A 14663-nucleotide genomic window follows, 5' to 3' on the forward strand; every position below is an offset into this window, starting at 1 on the left:
ACGCCCAGTTCCATGGCCGCGAAAAAAGGTTTGACGTAGAAGTGGCGTGGCCAGCCTCCAGCCTACGGCCGATACAGCTTCAGGCTCTCCACCCGCGCCCGGTAGGCCGCCAGGCGTTCCTTCAGCTCGTCCTTGTGGCGTGCCGCGACGCAATGCAGCAGCACGTTCAGCGCGCTGGTCAGGCCGCCGGTGGATTCGAGGATCAGCCCGGTCTTGGTCTTCATGGTGATGATGTTCGGCGTGTCGATGTGCCGGGCGATGCCGTATTCGTCGGTGAACACCACCAGGTCGGTGCCCTGCCGCAGGCAGTTGTTGGCGAAGGCGATGCCGGCGTCGGCGTAGGGCGCGATGTCGATGAGGATCACGCAGCAGCGTTGCGCGTGGCTGTCGATCCACTGGCCGAGCACGCCGCTGTACAGGTCGAGGAACTCCACCCCGGAGCGCACCAGTGCCAGGCGGTTGGCGAAGTCCTCGGCGAGCCCGCGGATGGTCTGGAAGCCGCAGACGAACACCCGCTCGGCCTCGCTGACGCGGCTGACGATGTCCTGCCAGTGCTGGCTGCCGAGCTGGGCGGCGAAGGCGGTCAGCGCCTCGATTTCCTCGTTGAGGTGGGCGAGCAGGTCTTCCGGTTGCTCGACGCGTTCGAGCAGCGTGGTGTTGAGCAGCGACTGCACGCGCACTTCGTCGCGCAGCTCCTCCTTGAGGCTCTTCAGGCCCTTGTAGCCGAGGCGGCGCAGGAAGCGGCTGACGGTGTTCGGGCTGACCCCGCTCTTGGCCGCGAGGGTTGCACCGTTCTCGAAGGCGATGGTCTCCAGGTTGGCCTGGATGTAGGCCCAGAGCGTGCGTTCGGCCGGGGTCAGCTTGCCGGCCAGGTGTTCCATCTTGGTGTCGAGCATCGCGGTGCTTCCGTATGAATCTGACATTTAAATGTCAGATTGTTGATCTTTGGAATAAATCTATTCTATCTTCGAGGCACAGCGCAAAGGGACGCATGTCCGGGGCACTCATGGGCAAGGGAGCGAAAGACTCTCCGCCCGTCCGCCGACCCACCCTTGCGATTCCTGCCGCAACGACAAGCGCCGGGCCATACCCGGCGCGCAACAACAGTGGAGAACAGGAACATGCTCGAACCCAGCCCGCGTCCCCTCCGGTGTTTCGTCCGCCGCGCCGCCCTCGGCGGCCTGCTCGCCCTGGCCGCCACCAGCGCCCAGGCGGCCGGCGAACTGCGCCTGTACAACTGGGGCGACTACATCAACCCGGAAGTCCTGACCCGCTTCACCGCCGAAACCGGCATCAAGGTCGGCCTCGACACCTACGGCAGCAACGAAGAGATGCTGGCCAAGATCCAGGCCGGGGCCAGCGGCTACGACATCGTGTTCCCGTCGGTGCACATGCAGGACATCATGGCCAGCCTGGGCCTGCTGGAAAAGACCGACATCAACCAGAGCCCGGCATTCTCCAACATCGATCCCTCCTTCCTGCGCGCCAAGACCGATCCCAAGGGCGAGTACTGCCTGCCCTACGGCTGGGGCACGGTGGGCATCTTCTACAACAAGAGCAAGGTCGGCAAACCCATCGCTTCCTGGGCGGACTTCTTCGCCGAGGCCCGCGCCGGCAAGAAGGTGATCCTCCTCGACGACATGCGCGAGACCCTCGGCGTCGGCCTGATCGTCAACGGCAAGTCGGTCAACACCGCCAGCACCGACGACCTCAAGCAGGCCCAGGACTGGCTGATCGAGCACAAGCCGCTGGTCTCGGCGTTCACCTACGAGAGCGTGCCGATGGTGCAGTCCGGCGACGTGGCGGCGGCACACTACTTCGTCGGCGCGCTGATGTACGTCAAGCAGGACCCGGAGAACCTCGCCTACGTGATCCCCGAGGAAGGCGCCACCATGTACCAGGAGAACATCTGCGTCCTGAAGAGCGCGCCGAACAAGGAGAACGCCAGGCGCTTCATGGAGTTCTTCCTGCAACCGGAGATCGCCGCGCTGAACACCGCCCAGCAGATGAACGGCACGCCCAACCACGAGGCGCTCAAGCTGCTGCCGGCCGAGCTGCGCGACAACCCCGGCGCCAACCCGCCACCCGAGGTGCGCGCCAAGCTGCAGATATTCGAGGACCTCGGGAAGAGCCTGAAGCAGTACGACCGGGCGTGGACGAGGGTGAGGACGGCCAAGTGAGGTTGGGTGGGGCGGTGATTGAGTTGATTGGGTCCCCGCGAACGCGGGGAACCAGAAACGAATGTGGAGGGCGGAATCAAGTGCTGAGCCAAGACTCCGCCCCTCACCCCAGCCCTCTCCCAGGGGGAGAGGGAGTCGACGCGAGGTGGACAACCGGCTCCGAGGCATGGCCGCGACGCCGATCAGCCCCTCTCCCTCAGGAGCGGCGCGCGCAGCCAGGGCTGGGGGAGGGGCGGACTATCCCACTCACCCCAAATTGAAGAAACCCACAACCAGCAAGGCCCGGCATAACGAGCCGCCAGGCCGGAGTTGCCCATGACAGCAGCCAACCGCATCGCCCCGGTGGTCGAGATCAGCGCCGCCGTGAAGCACTACCGAACGCCCGAGGGCCAGACCGTGCGGGCGCTCGACGGCATCGACCTGAGCGTCGGCGTCAACGAGTTCATCACCCTGCTCGGTCCTTCGGGCTGCGGCAAGACCACCCTGCTGCGCGCCATCAGCGGCTTCGAGCAACTGGACAGCGGCAGCCTGACCATCCAGGGCCGGCCGATGAACGACGTGCCGCCGCACCTGCGGCCGGTCAACACGGTGTTCCAGAGCTACGCGCTGTTCCCCCACCTGAACGTCGCCGACAACGTCGGCTATGCCCTCGACGTACGTGGCGTGAAGCGCGCCGAGCGCGAGCGCCGGGTCGCCGAGGCGCTGGAGCTGGTCGGCCTGCCGGACGCCGGCAAGCGCAAGCCGGGGCTGCTCTCCGGCGGCCAGCAGCAGCGCGTGGCGCTGGCCCGGGCGTTGGTCAACCGGCCGGCGCTGCTGCTGCTCGACGAACCGCTGTCGGCCCTCGACCGCCACCTGCGGCAGAGCATGCAGCGCGAGCTGAAGAAGTTGCAGGCCGAGCTGGGCATCGCCTTCGTGTTCGTCACCCACGACCAGGAAGAAGCGCTGACCATGAGCGACCGCATCGTCGTGCTGAACGGCGGGCGCATCCAGCAGGCGGGCCGCCCGGAAGACATCTACGACCACCCGGCCAACGCCTTCGTCGCCGGCTTCATCGGCGAGAGCAACCTGTTCGAGGCGCGGGTCACCAACGTCGATAGCGAACTCGCCCTGCTCACCAGTGAACAGGGCGATGTACTCCAGGTGACCCATGGAGGCTTGCAGGTCGGGCAGACGGTGCAGATGCTGCTGCGCCCCGAGCAACTGTACCTCGACTGTCCCGGCGACCCGCAGCGGCATGCCTGGCTGGACGGCGTGGTCGAGCAGACGGTGTTCGTCGGCAAGGACTTCGAAGTGAGCATGCGCACCGCCTGCGGCAGCCAGCTCAAGGCGGTGCTGCGCGACGCCGCGCGCCAGGCCCTGCATCGCCTGCATCCGGGCGCCGCGTTGCGCCTGTGGTACGCGCGCGACGCGGCGCACCTGCTGCCGGGGGAGGGCGCCTGACATGGCCGCGTTGAGCCTGCGTGCCCGCACCCGCCTGCGCCTGGTCGGCCTGCTGAGCCCGGTCAGCCTGGTGATCGGCCTGTTCTTCCTCACCCCGCTGGCGATCATGGCCACCTACAGCCTGCTCGAACCGGGCCTGTACGGCGGCGTCGAGTGGAACTTCTACCCGGACAACTTCGGCCGCGTGCTGGGCTGGGCGGACGGCACCCACGAAGAGTTCGACATCGTCTACCTGGAGATCATCCTGCGCTCGCTGCGCATCGCTTTGCTCACCGTGGTGGCGTCGCTGCTGATCTGCTACCCGGTGGCGTTCTGGGTCAGCCGGCTGGACGAACGCAAGCGCAACTTCTTCCTGTTCCTGATCACCCTGCCGTTCTTCGCCAGCCTGATCGTGCGCCTCTACGCCTGGGTGCTGATCCTGCGCCCGACCGGTTTCCTCAACCACTTCATGCAGGCCCTCGGCCTCAGCGACCGGCCGCTGGACCTGATCTACAGCGAGACGGCGGTGCTCATCGGCCTGGTCTACATCTTCATCCCGTTCATGTTCCTGCCGATCTACGCCAGCGTCGAAAAGCTCGACCGCCGCCTGCTGGAAGCCTCCCAGGACCTCGGCGCCAGCCGCCTGCAGACCTTCTGGCGGGTGATCCTGCCGCTGACCCTGCCGGGCGTGGCCGCCGGCTCGCTGATCGTGTTCATCCCCAGCCTGGGCAACTTCATCGTTCCCTCGCTGCTTGGCGGCGCCAAGGTGCTGATGATCGGCAGCCTGGTCGAACAGCAGTTCCTCGCCGCGCGCAACTGGCCGTTCGGCGCCGCCCTGGCGATGCTGCTGATGGCCGCCGTGCTGCTGTTCCTGCTGATCTACGTGCGCCACCTGGGGCGCGGCGAGGTGCGCGCATGAACCCGCTCAAGCACCTCGGCCGGCGCCTGCTGACCGGCTACAGCCTGGCCTTCTTCGTGTTCCTGTACCTGCCGATCGGCCTGATCTTCGTCTACTCGTTCAACGCCAACCCGCTGAACATGATGATCTGGAGCGACGTGACGCTGGACTGGTACCGCTCGATCTTCGGCCTCTCCACCCGCCTGGGCGAGAACGCCCTGTACATTGAGTCCACCGACCAGTTGCTCGCCGCCGTGCGCACCAGCCTCGGCGTGGCGCTGGTCACCACCACCGTCAGCACCCTGGTCGGGACGCTCACCGCGCTGGCCCTGGCGCGCTTCCGTTTCCGCCTGCAGGGCTTCTACCGCATGCTGCTGTTCATGCCGATGCTGATGCCCGACGTGGTGCTCGGCATCGCCCTGCTGATCTTCTTCGTCAACGCCGGCATCCCGCTCGGCCGGGTGTCGATCATCATCGGCCACTGCACCTTCCTGATCAGCTACGTGTTCATCGTCGTCAGCGCCCGCCTGGCCGGCATGGACACCCGCCTGGAAGAAGCCTCGGCCGACCTCGGCGCCAGCCCGTGGACCACCTTCCGACGCATCACCCTGCCGCAGATCCTGCCCGGCGTGATCGGCGGCGCGCTGCTGGCCTTCATCATCTCGATGGACGACCTGGTGATCACCTACTTCATCTCCGGGGTCGATTCGACGACCTTGCCGGTGTTCATCTACGGCATGATCCGCCGCGGCATCAAGCCGGAGATCAACGCCATCGCCACCCTGCTGATCCTCGCCTCGCTGCTGATCGCGGCGCTCGGCCTGTATCTGCGCAACCGCAAACCCTCGGGGAGCTCCCATGGCTAAACCTCGTGCCCGCCAGCTCGGCCTGGATATGCCCGGCCGCCCCGGCCCACACAACGCGATCACCGACGTGCCCGGCGTGCTGGTCGGCTACAGCACCCTCAACGGCCGCGCCGCCAGCGGCAAGCGCATCCAGACCGGGGTCACCGCCATCCTGCCGCGCGGCCACACGGCCGAGCCGCAACCGGTGTGGGCCGGCGTGCACGCGCTGAACGGCAACGGCGAGATGACCGGCACCCACTGGATCGAGGACGGCGGCTACTTCGTCGGCCCGCTGTGCATCACCAACTCGCACGGCGTCGGCATCGTCCACCAGGCCGCCACCCGCTGGATGATCGAACGCTACGCCGACGCCTGGCGCACCCATCACCTGTGGGCCATGCCGGTGGTGGCCGAGACCTACGACGGGGTGATCAACGACATCAACGGCCTGCACGTCACCGAGGCCGACGCCCGCAAGGCGCTGGACAGCGCCAGCGGCGGCGCGGTCGCCGAGGGCAACGTCGGCGGCGGCAACGGCATGATCTGCTACGGCTTCAAGGGCGGCACCGGCACGGCTTCGCGGCTGATCGAGGTGGACGGCGAGACCTTCACCCTCGGCGTGCTGGTGCAGGCCAACCACGGCCAGCGCGCCTGGCTGCGCGTGCTCGGCCAGCCGGTCGGCCACCTGCTCGACGAACCCGTGCCGGCCGGCCTGGAGCACGAGCGCGGCTCGATCATCGTGGCCATCGCCACCGACGCCCCGATGCTGCCCCACCAGTTGCGCCGCCTGGCCCGCCGCGCCGGGCTCGGTATCGGCCTCGGCGGCACGCCGGGCGGCAACAACTCCGGCGACATCTTCCTCGCTTTCAGCGTCGCCAACCCGCGCCAGATGCCGCAGCTCTCCGGCCCTCGGCAAAACCTCGACTACCTCAACGACGAGTGCTTCGACCCCTTCTACCTGGCGGCGGTGGAAGCCACCGACGAGGCCGTGCTCAACGCCATGCTGGCCGCCGAGGACTCGCCGATGCAGAAGCCGGAAGGGATGTGCAAGGCACTCGACGGCCAGCGGTTGCTGGCGGTGCTGCATGAGCAGAGTGGGGGCTTGCGTTCGTGAGGACGACAGTTCGGTAGCGGGTAGCCTGCTCGAGTAGGGTGGAAAACCGCGAAGCGTTTTCCACCAATCCTCTCTACCTGCCCTCCCGCGCCTCGGCCTCGATCCAGGTCGCCACGCTGAGAACCTCCGGGCGCGGACGCTCCTCCGCCCGGATCAGCCAGTAGGCATGGGAGACGCTGTCGCCTTCGGGCGGGCCGATCACCGCCAGGCGGCCCTCGTCGATCAGCGGCCGGATCAGTTCGAGCCGCCCCAGCGCCACGCCCTGGCCCGCCAGCGCTGCCTGGATCACCAGGTCGTACTGGTTGAAGCGCAGGAAGGCCCGCGGCTTGGTCTCGCCCCAGCCCTTGGCGGCCAGCCATTCGCCCCACTGCAACTGGGGATAGCGCGGGTCGTCGAAGTCCAGCAGGGTCAGGTTCGGTATTTCGGCGGCGGAGCGCAGCTCGATGCCCAGGGATGGATGCGCCACCGGCGCCACCGCGTCGCCCAGCAGGCGGCGCGAGCCGGGAGGCGCCAGGTCGGCGGAGGTGTAGCGGATCGCCAGGTCGATCCCCTCGTTGCGCAGGTCGGAAATCTGGTTGCTCGCGGACACCCGGATGTCCACGTCGGGATGCAACTGCTGGAAACGGCTGAGGCGGGGCAGCAGCCACAGCCCGATGAAGCCGATGCTGGCCGTCACGGTCACCGGGCGCAGCGCTCCGCTGGTGCGCAGTTCGCCCATCACATCCTGCAACTGCTGGATGGCGCCGTCCGCGCTGCGGAACAGCCGTTCCCCTTCGGGTGTGAAGGCGATGGAACGGTAGCCGCGCACCAGCAGCTTGACCCCCAGTTGCGCCTCCAGCGCATGAATCTGGCGGCTCACGGCCGACTGCGTGAGGCACAGGTCCTGCGCCGCCAGGGTGATGCTCATGCGCCGGCCGACTGCGACGAAACCCCGGACCAGATCGAGGGAGGACAACTGGGCGAGTTGAAGTGACATTCCCATGGCTCATGCGACCGGTAGGAAAGATCGATTGAAGCACAGGCGTGGCCTCCCCTGTAATCACTCCTGACATTCGGCGCCGACAGGAGACCCGACATGACCACGACAACTCCGCATCGATCCGCACCCTGGCTGAAACGGGCCTGGGTACTGGTGCTGGCCGGCGGCATCGTCATGGGCCTCGCCCTCGGCGTGCGCCACGTGCAGGGCCTGTTCCTGCTGCCGATCACCCTGGACAGGGGCTGGTCGCGGGAAGTCTTCGCCATGGCGATGGCGATCCAGAACCTGATGTGGGGGCTCTTCCAGCCCTTCACCGGCATGCTGGCCGACCGCTTCGGCTCGGCCAAGGTCATCTTCGGCGGGCTGTTCTTCTACGCCGTGGGCCTGTTCTTCATGGCCCATGCCGCGACGCCGGCGGCATTCGTCTGGAGCGCCGGGCTGTGCATCGGCCTCGCCTTGTCGGGGACGACCTTCGGCGTGGTCTACGGCGCGCTCAGCCGCCTCGTCTCCCCCGAGCGGCGAAGCTGGGCGCTCGGCCTGGCAGGCGCGCTCGGCGGCTTCGGCCAGTTCGCCATGGTGCCGGCGACTCAAGGGCTGATCGGCGGCTGGGGCTGGAGCAGCGCCCTGGTGGCGATGTCCATCCTCATGGCGCTGGTGCTGCCGCTCGCCTTCCCGTTGCGGGAGCCGGCGCGGACGGCCCAACCGGGCGTCGCCGACATGCCGATCCTCGAGGCCGTGCGCGAAGCCTTCGGCCATCGGGGTTTCTGGCTGCTGAACCTGGGCTTCCTCGCCTGCGGCTTCCAACTGGCGTTCATCGCCACCCACTTGCCGGCCTACCTGCTGGACAACGGCATGCGCCCCGCCGACGGCGTGGCCGCGCTGGCCATCATCGCCCTGGCCAACATCGCCGGCACCTACTGGTGCGGCCAGATGGGCGACTGGTACCGCCGGAAATACCTGCTCTCCGCGATCTACCTGGGCCGCGCCGCCGCCATGGGGCTGTTCCTGCTGCTGCCGATCAGCACCTGGAGCCTCTACCTGTTCGCGGCGGCCATGGGCTTCCTCTGGCTGGGCACCGTGCCGTTGACCACCGGGCTGCTCTCCCAGGTGTTTGGCGTGCGCTACATCGGCACCCTGTTCGGCTTCGTGTTCTTTGGCCATCAGCTCGGCTCCTTCCTCGGCGTATGGCTGGGCGGCCGCGTCTTCGACGCCACCCACTCCTACGACCTGATCTGGCTCGGCGCCATCGGCCTGGGCATCCTCTCGGCGGCGCTGCACTGGCCCATCGACGACCGGGAAATCCAACGCGCAATGCCCGCCATGGCCCACACATGAACACGCGTCGGCTGGACTGGAAACGGATGCTGGCGGCGCTGCTGGTCGCGCTGATCTGCGCGGCGGTTTTTCGCGCCTGGTTGGCGCCGGAGAACGTCACGGCCTGGTTGCGGATGGCGTCGGGGTTTTGTTTCTGAGGGGCCCGCAGCTTTGGTAGGGTGCGCCGTGCGCACCGTTTACCGGAGGCGCGCGTGCCGAGCCGGGAACACCATGCCGCTCTGCCGGTGCGCACGGCGCACCCTACAAGAGCAAGGAATCGGTTTGCTCTCTGTGGTGAACGAGAGGACGGTTCACGCTCAAGGAATAAATCATGATCAGCATCAGAGAGATGGGGATCGAGGAATACCGCAGAATCAGGGAGATCGACCGTTCGGAGCAGATCGACCTGATTTACATCAATCAGGGAAACTCGATCGTGAAACAACCGGCTGGTCATGAATGCCCGACATGGACTCCGGCCGAGTTGAAGGAACTGGAAGAGAGATTCCAGTACGAGCTGAAGCACGGCGGCTTGGCGATGGGTGCTTTCGACGGAGACAAGCTGGTCGGATTCGGCGTATTGGCCCATCGGCTACGGGGGCCGGACCACGACCGGATTCAGGTCGACCTGATGTATGTATCCAGGTCATATCGCCGGCAAGGTATCGGAACCCGGATCATGCAACTGCTATCCGATGAGGCGAGGCGTCGTGGCGCGAAACACCTGTATATCTCCTCGACGGAAACCGAATCCGCCGTTCAGTTCTACCGATCCTGCGGCAGCAAGCTGGCTCAGGAAAAAGATCCCGAGCTGTTTGAGAAAGAGCCTCACGATATTCATATGACGCTTGCGTTGGGGGAAGCGTCCCGAACATGAAGGGTGCGAGGTCATGTGGCAGATTGCGGCCCCGGCGCAGCACCTAAGACTTGTCTGATTCCTTGAGCCGGCAGCGCATCTCGATGACTTCTACTTGGTAGGGTTTCCGATCCAAATGCCTACTGAGGGACAGACATGGCTTTAGTCATCAGGGAGGGGGACCCCACGACTACGGGGGGGGCGTCGTCACTGGCTCCTCGACTTTCATCGTCAACCACCGCCCCGCCGCACGTATGACCGATCCTGTCTGGTGTCCGGCGTGCAAGTGCATGGGCTTTATCGCAGAGGGGGCTCCAAACTATATCCATCTCGGCCTTCCTGTCGCGCTGGAGGGGCACACCGTGCAATGCGGTTGCCCAGCGGGCAGCAACCGGCTGATCGCCACGGATAGTTTTTTCGATGTCGAGGAGGGCGGCGTGGGCCGCATTTCCCCCGACCTTGCGGCCAGCGCGCAGGCGGCGACGCATAAATGGGCCAAGGCGCTGCGTGGCGGCGTCTTCAGCAATGCCTACACCGGCGGCATCCCTCGCCATGAGGTGCGCGGGCTCGCCCCGAACCACTGCGTATTCGCCAAATCCTGCACCGTACCGCATGGCTCCACCGAGGCAGGAACGACGACAGAGTCCGTTGGGAACTTCGGACGAGTATCCGTGCTTGGTACGGTCGAGCGGAAAGATTCCGCTGGCCAAGGGGCGGCGGTCGGCACCATGGCGTTGGGGCGGGTGGCCGGGCAGACCGCGCTGGAAGGGCTGGGTAGTTGGAGCCTTCGCGGCGCAGGGGCCGCAGCCAGTACCTTGCTACTGGCCTTGTGGCCGTCCGACACGGGTGACAGCGCTCTGTACAGCGAGGACGAGCTACGACACCTGAGTGCCGCCGCGACCCGTGTGCGCTTCCAGTTCCGGCGAGGCGCCGATGCTGTGGTGCGGGTCTACGGCTTGCACTCTGGAAATGGCAGCGTGCCGGTGGTGGAAGCAAACTGGATCGACGGCAAGCGTGCCATGGAGGCCCGGCTCGGTGGTGTGACCATTAGTCGGTGCTGACTGCGCCCACGACCTATCCCGGCGCCACCGAGGCACTGGACACCCTTCTGGTACACCCTATCCCGGAGGGCCAGGATTCACGGATCACGCATTACCCTGGCCAGGACGCCGAGGACATCACCTGGCAGGACGTGATCGTCAGCTTCCCGGCCGACTCGGGGGTGCCGCCGCTGTACCTGGTGTTTGCCAAGCCGGCGGTCAATCCGTTGGAGGTTGGTTCCTACAGCGATCTCAGCTCGCGCAGTCGGCGGGATGGCTTGGATATTGACCACATTCCAGCTCGGAGGGTGCTGGAGGCCACACTGCAGAGCGCCTTCCCGGATATGACTAGAAAGGAAACTGAGCGTTATCTACGGCAAGCTCCCAGCATCGCGATTCCGGTGCATGTCCACCAGAAGTACAGTGAGACTTACGGTGGTCGTAGTACCAAGGCCAAGCAGGCCCAGGATGCGACCGACTTGCGGGCGGCAGTGGACAGTAACTTCAACGCGATCAAACGCGGACTGCTGGAGGAAGGCTACGCTGAGGCCGACATCGAGGCTGCCCGCGAGCAACTGCATAGGCTGAGTAAAGAACAGGGGTGGTACTGATGGACGCCAAAACCATTGAAAGCTGGGTCAAAAATCTGGGGCAGCCCTATGAAACCTTGGTAGCCAAGGGGTTGATTCCCAATCAGCCATTGCAGGAGCTGTATAAGGGGCGTGACTGGCTCGATATAGAGCCTGCACCAGGCTTGGAGTTAAGTTTCTGGGCGGAGACCAAGCGCTTCGAAAGGCTGTTCATCACCCTGCTCGCCACTGTGGAGGGCACCACAGAGTACAAAGGTGAGCTGCCAAAGCCCTTTGCGCCGGTGATGTCCCAGTCTGGCGTGCGGGCCACCTTTGGCGAGCCGATGGAGTCGCAAGGCCTCACAAAGCTGCCACTGAACACCATGGTTGGCGGTTTCGATACTTACCGGCTTGACCCGGCCACGCACCCCAATATGAAGGTGTCCTTTCAGTACACCACCACCATGCAGGTCAAAACGCTGGTCTTTTCCCTGATCGACAGGGGGCACGATTAACATTCCCTCTGCCAGGGTCTTCAAGGAAGTGTCCTGGCTATCCACTGACAGGTCATGCTCTGGGCCGCAGTTCGCCATGGGCGACCTCATCAGGCACTTTTCCGGCCCGACTCGGGGGGGCGCTGTACTGGTGCTTGCCAAGCTAGCGGTCAATTCACCAACGGGGTGTTTACCGAGGCTGACCTTGAAGACCCCCGCGCCTGGATGCAGAAGATCAACGAAGAACAAGGGTGGTCTTGATGGACGCTGTAACGATCAATCGCTTGATCAGGGGCCTTGGCCACTCCTACGAAGAACTCCTGGCAGACAGTGTGATACCGAACCTGCCGCTGAAGCCTTCTTTCGACGGGGATGACAATGAGGATCTCATCCAGACCCCCGAGCCGGGTGTCGAGCTGTGGTTCTGGGTGGCAACCCGGCGTCTCGAACGGATTCTCTTTACCTTGACCGAAGTGGTTGAGGGGGAGTCCGTCTATACCGGTGAACTGCCTACTCCGTTCACCCTCAATATGAATCGAACCCGCGTCCGAGCCACTCTCGGGGAGCCCAGCGAGTCGAAGGGTCCAGTCAAGATACCGCTGCCCGGCGGGGCCGGGGGCTGGGATGCTTACCATTTGGGGAAGGCGACCCACCCCAATGCCAGGGTTATCGCTCAGTACTCTGGGGATTTGTCTGTGAACACGCTGGCCTTCACTTTGGTTGACACCGGCCACAACTGACTTTCCCTACGAGCCGGGGCGTTCTTACGCTGGAACGAAGGACAGGATGGGCGCAGAGACAATCAATCGTTTAGTCAGGGTGCTTGGCCGCACCTACGAGAAACTGCTCGCAAGCGGCTTGGTCCAGGGGGCTGGTCGTAGCACCAAGGCCAAGCAGGCCCAGGATGCGACCGACTTGCGGGCGGCAGTGGACAGTAACTTCAACGCGATCAAACGCAACGCGGACTGCTGGAGGAAGGCTACGCTGAGGCCGACATCGAGGCTGCCCGCGAGCAACTGCATAGGTTGAGTAAAGAACAGGGGTGGTACTGATGGACGCCAAAACCATTGAGCGCTGGATCATGAACCTGGGACGCCCCTATGAAACCCTGGTTGCCGAAGGTGTCATTCCTGATCAGCCGCTGACCGAACTGTACAAAGGGCGTGATTGGCTGACCCTGAAACCAGGGAATGGCTTGGAGCTGAGCTTCTGGGCGGAGACCAAGCGCTTCGAAAGGCTGTTCATCACCCTGCTCGCCACTGTGGAGGGCACCACAGAGTACAAAGGTGAGCTGCCAAAGCCCTTCGCGCCGGTGATGTCCCAGTCTGGCGTGCGGGCCACCTTTGGCGAGCCGATGGAGTCGCAAGGCCTCACAAAGCTGCCACTGAACACCATGGTTGGCGGTTTCGATACTTACCGGCTTGACCCGGCCACGCACCCCAATATGAAGGTGTCCTTTCAGTACACCACCACCATGCAGGTCAAAACGCTGGTCTTTTCCCTGATCGACAGGGGGCACGATTAACACTCCCTCTGCCAGGGTCTTCAAGGAAGTGTCCTGGCTATCCACTGACAGGTCATGCTCTGGGCCGCAGTTCTTCATGGGCGACCTCATCAGGCACTTTTCCGGCCCGACTCGGGGGGGGCGCTGTACTGGTGTTTGCCAAGCTAGCGGTCAATTCACCAACGGGGTGTTTACCGAGGCTGACCTTGAAGACGCCCGCGCCTGGATGCAGAAGATCAACGAAGAACAAGGGTGGTTTTGAGTAGGCTAAGCCGAGACCAGATTCACTCCCACGGGAGATTTGGTCCGGTAGTTCCACAGTGTGTTGCGAAATCGATGGACCTTCACGTTGGCTACGATATCGATCCTGCTTTCGTGAAGGGGCAGCTCCATCGGCTCTTCGGTTTCGGCGAACAGGAAATCCCTGCCGTATTCCCTTGTGGCTCTTTGGCTTGCGCATGGTGCCTCAAGCGTGAGGGGGCTTGCCCGAAAGGGCATTCCGCCCCTTTCGGACAAGCCTTGCCTTGGACGTCCGTTATAGCCGCAAGGCGCTGTTACGTGCCTGATGCCCACCACCCAGCGGAGAACACAGCCGCTGGTGGATGCGGCTCAGAAAGCCCAGCTCGAAGGCATGGCGCTGGAGGTGTTGCAGGAACAGCTCCCGCTCGATCACGAAGTCTACCCACAGCCAACTGCTGTTCGGGTTGTCCAGCCAGCACTGCGCCTGGGCCACGCCCTTGTCGAAGGCCGTTCTGCACCCTTGGGCCAGACCGAACTCGGCGGCTGGGTGTCCGTCGTGGGCGGACAGGTGGAAGCTACAGTTCTTCATCGCCGCTCCTCCCTTGCGCCTGGGCAATCGCGTTGCGGTACAGCACCACCAGGTCGCTGAGCAGACCGTCCGCGAGGATAGCCGCCTCGTCGAGCTGGGCGGGATCCTCCACATGCGGCAACTGGCGCAGCGTCTTGGCCAGCAAGGCGGCACGCAGTTCGGCGGCGGCCTGGAACGGACAATGGATAGGCACGGGGTTGTGCAGGGGATTGCGTCGTGGGAAGGGGATGACGGTGGGATCAGACCTGGTCATGTCGTACCTCCCGAGTGGACAGGGATGAGCGGGCCGACAATCCGGGGCGGCGCCCTTGGGTAAAAGGGGGATAGCGCATTTTCCTTATGCTCCTCGAACTGATTAAGGAGCCGCATCCATCCGTTACCACACGAATGGAGGCGGACCGTGCAAGGGTGGTAAACCGGCGTCCGAGGGAACCGGCCAGGCCGAGGCCTGCCTCACACGGCCCGCCATAAATGCACGAGGAAAACACAGGCACAAAAAAGCGCCTGCTCTCGGCTATGGCGCTACCGCGCCCGGACAATCGGGTTACCACACCCGGTCACGGGATTGACCGTGACGGGGGCACTCTAGCCTGTGAGGAGGGGAGGGGCAAGGGATGGGAGG

At 64.7% G+C, this 14663-nt stretch carries 17 protein-coding genes and 1 pseudogene; 14 read left to right on the plus strand and 4 right to left on the minus strand.

The features are described from left to right. Positions 1-62: 62 nt before the first annotated feature. The gene (locus tag PSEWESI4_RS01090; protein ID WP_187669346.1) at positions 63-896 is read right to left on the minus strand and encodes a MurR/RpiR family transcriptional regulator; all 834 of its coding nucleotides are present in this window, start codon (positions 894-896) and stop codon (positions 63-65) included. 225 nt (positions 897-1121) lie between these two features. On the opposite strand from PSEWESI4_RS01090, the gene PSEWESI4_RS01095 reads away from it, so the two are divergent. From PSEWESI4_RS01095 to PSEWESI4_RS01115, 5 genes are all read left to right on the plus strand, one after another. Continuing rightward, positions 1122-2180 carry a polyamine ABC transporter substrate-binding protein gene (locus PSEWESI4_RS01095; RefSeq protein WP_187669347.1) on the plus strand — a complete coding sequence of 353 codons (1059 nt, stop codon included), beginning with the start codon at positions 1122-1124 and terminating at the stop codon, positions 2178-2180. 315 nt (positions 2181-2495) lie between these two features. Further along, positions 2496-3620, plus strand: a complete 1125-nt coding sequence (locus tag PSEWESI4_RS01100; protein WP_187669348.1) for an ABC transporter ATP-binding protein — start codon at positions 2496-2498, stop codon at positions 3618-3620. A gap of 1 nt (position 3621) precedes the next feature. Then, positions 3622-4518 carry an ABC transporter permease gene (locus PSEWESI4_RS01105; protein WP_187669349.1) on the plus strand — a complete coding sequence of 299 codons (897 nt, stop codon included), beginning with the start codon at positions 3622-3624 and terminating at the stop codon, positions 4516-4518. Further along, positions 4515-5363: an ABC transporter permease gene (locus tag PSEWESI4_RS01110; RefSeq protein WP_187669350.1), complete on the plus strand. Its 849-nt coding sequence runs from the start codon at positions 4515-4517 to the stop codon at positions 5361-5363. The genes PSEWESI4_RS01105 and PSEWESI4_RS01110 overlap by 4 nt, the downstream gene beginning before the upstream one ends. After that, positions 5356-6456, plus strand: coding sequence for a DmpA family aminopeptidase (locus PSEWESI4_RS01115; RefSeq protein ID WP_187669351.1), 1101 nt, complete (start codon positions 5356-5358; stop codon positions 6454-6456). Before PSEWESI4_RS01110 ends, PSEWESI4_RS01115 begins: the two co-directional genes overlap by 8 nt. Positions 6457-6529: 73 nt before the next feature. On the opposite strand, the gene PSEWESI4_RS01120 is transcribed toward PSEWESI4_RS01115, so the two are convergent. Continuing rightward, a complete protein-coding gene (locus tag PSEWESI4_RS01120) occupies positions 6530-7432 on the minus strand; it encodes a LysR substrate-binding domain-containing protein (protein WP_187669352.1) in 903 nt (300 codons plus the stop codon). Positions 7433-7531: 99 nt separating this feature from the next. On the opposite strand from PSEWESI4_RS01120, the gene PSEWESI4_RS01125 reads away from it, so the two are divergent. The 9 genes and pseudogenes from PSEWESI4_RS01125 (at position 7532) to PSEWESI4_RS01155 (ending at position 13233) form a co-directional block, all read left to right on the plus strand. Next, positions 7532-8770 (plus strand): MFS transporter, encoded by a 1239-nt coding sequence (locus tag PSEWESI4_RS01125; protein WP_235978855.1) that lies wholly within the window; start codon positions 7532-7534, stop codon positions 8768-8770. After that, positions 8767-8907 carry a hypothetical protein gene (locus tag PSEWESI4_RS01130; protein ID WP_187669353.1) on the plus strand — a complete coding sequence of 47 codons (141 nt, stop codon included), beginning with the start codon at positions 8767-8769 and terminating at the stop codon, positions 8905-8907. The genes PSEWESI4_RS01125 and PSEWESI4_RS01130 overlap by 4 nt, the downstream gene beginning before the upstream one ends. A gap of 173 nt (positions 8908-9080) precedes the next feature. Continuing rightward, a complete protein-coding gene (locus PSEWESI4_RS01135) occupies positions 9081-9626 on the plus strand; it encodes a GNAT family N-acetyltransferase (protein WP_187669354.1) in 546 nt (181 codons plus the stop codon). Between the two features lie 206 nt (positions 9627-9832). Continuing rightward, positions 9833-10666 (plus strand): PAAR domain-containing protein, encoded by an 834-nt coding sequence (locus PSEWESI4_RS25105; protein ID WP_235978857.1) that lies wholly within the window; start codon positions 9833-9835, stop codon positions 10664-10666. Beyond that, complete coding sequence (locus PSEWESI4_RS25110; protein ID WP_235978856.1) at positions 10660-11256, plus strand: S-type pyocin domain-containing protein; 597 nt, start codon at positions 10660-10662, stop codon at positions 11254-11256. The genes PSEWESI4_RS25105 and PSEWESI4_RS25110 overlap by 7 nt, the downstream gene beginning before the upstream one ends. Further along, positions 11256-11729, plus strand: coding sequence for a DUF6392 family protein (locus tag PSEWESI4_RS01145; RefSeq protein ID WP_187669355.1), 474 nt, complete (start codon positions 11256-11258; stop codon positions 11727-11729). Before PSEWESI4_RS25110 ends, PSEWESI4_RS01145 begins: the two co-directional genes overlap by 1 nt. A 239-nt stretch (positions 11730-11968) precedes the next feature. Next, positions 11969-12448, plus strand: coding sequence for a DUF6392 family protein (locus PSEWESI4_RS01150; protein WP_187669356.1), 480 nt, complete (start codon positions 11969-11971; stop codon positions 12446-12448). 133 nt (positions 12449-12581) lie between these two features. Next, positions 12582-12760 (plus strand): annotated as a pseudogene (locus PSEWESI4_RS25115) (S-type pyocin domain-containing protein); the annotation flags it as partial. Then, on the plus strand, positions 12760-13233 hold the full coding sequence (locus tag PSEWESI4_RS01155; RefSeq protein ID WP_187669357.1) for a DUF6392 family protein: 474 nt from the start codon (positions 12760-12762) through the stop codon (positions 13231-13233). The pseudogene PSEWESI4_RS25115 and the gene PSEWESI4_RS01155, both read left to right, overlap by 1 nt. Before the next feature lie 514 nt (positions 13234-13747). Here the strand turns inward: PSEWESI4_RS01155 and PSEWESI4_RS01160 are convergent. After that, entirely contained in the window at positions 13748-14041 is a 294-nt protein-coding gene (locus PSEWESI4_RS01160) for a LasR-specific antiactivator QslA (protein ID WP_187669358.1), read from the minus strand. Next, positions 14028-14294: a hypothetical protein gene (locus tag PSEWESI4_RS01165; RefSeq protein ID WP_187669359.1), complete on the minus strand. Its 267-nt coding sequence runs from the start codon at positions 14292-14294 to the stop codon at positions 14028-14030. Before PSEWESI4_RS01165 ends, PSEWESI4_RS01160 begins: the two co-directional genes overlap by 14 nt. Between the last annotated feature and the right edge of the window lie 369 nt (positions 14295-14663).

The sequence above is a fragment of the Zestomonas carbonaria genome (genome assembly GCF_904061905.1).
In the GTDB taxonomy this organism is placed as follows: domain Bacteria; phylum Pseudomonadota; class Gammaproteobacteria; order Pseudomonadales; family Pseudomonadaceae; genus Aquipseudomonas; species Aquipseudomonas carbonaria.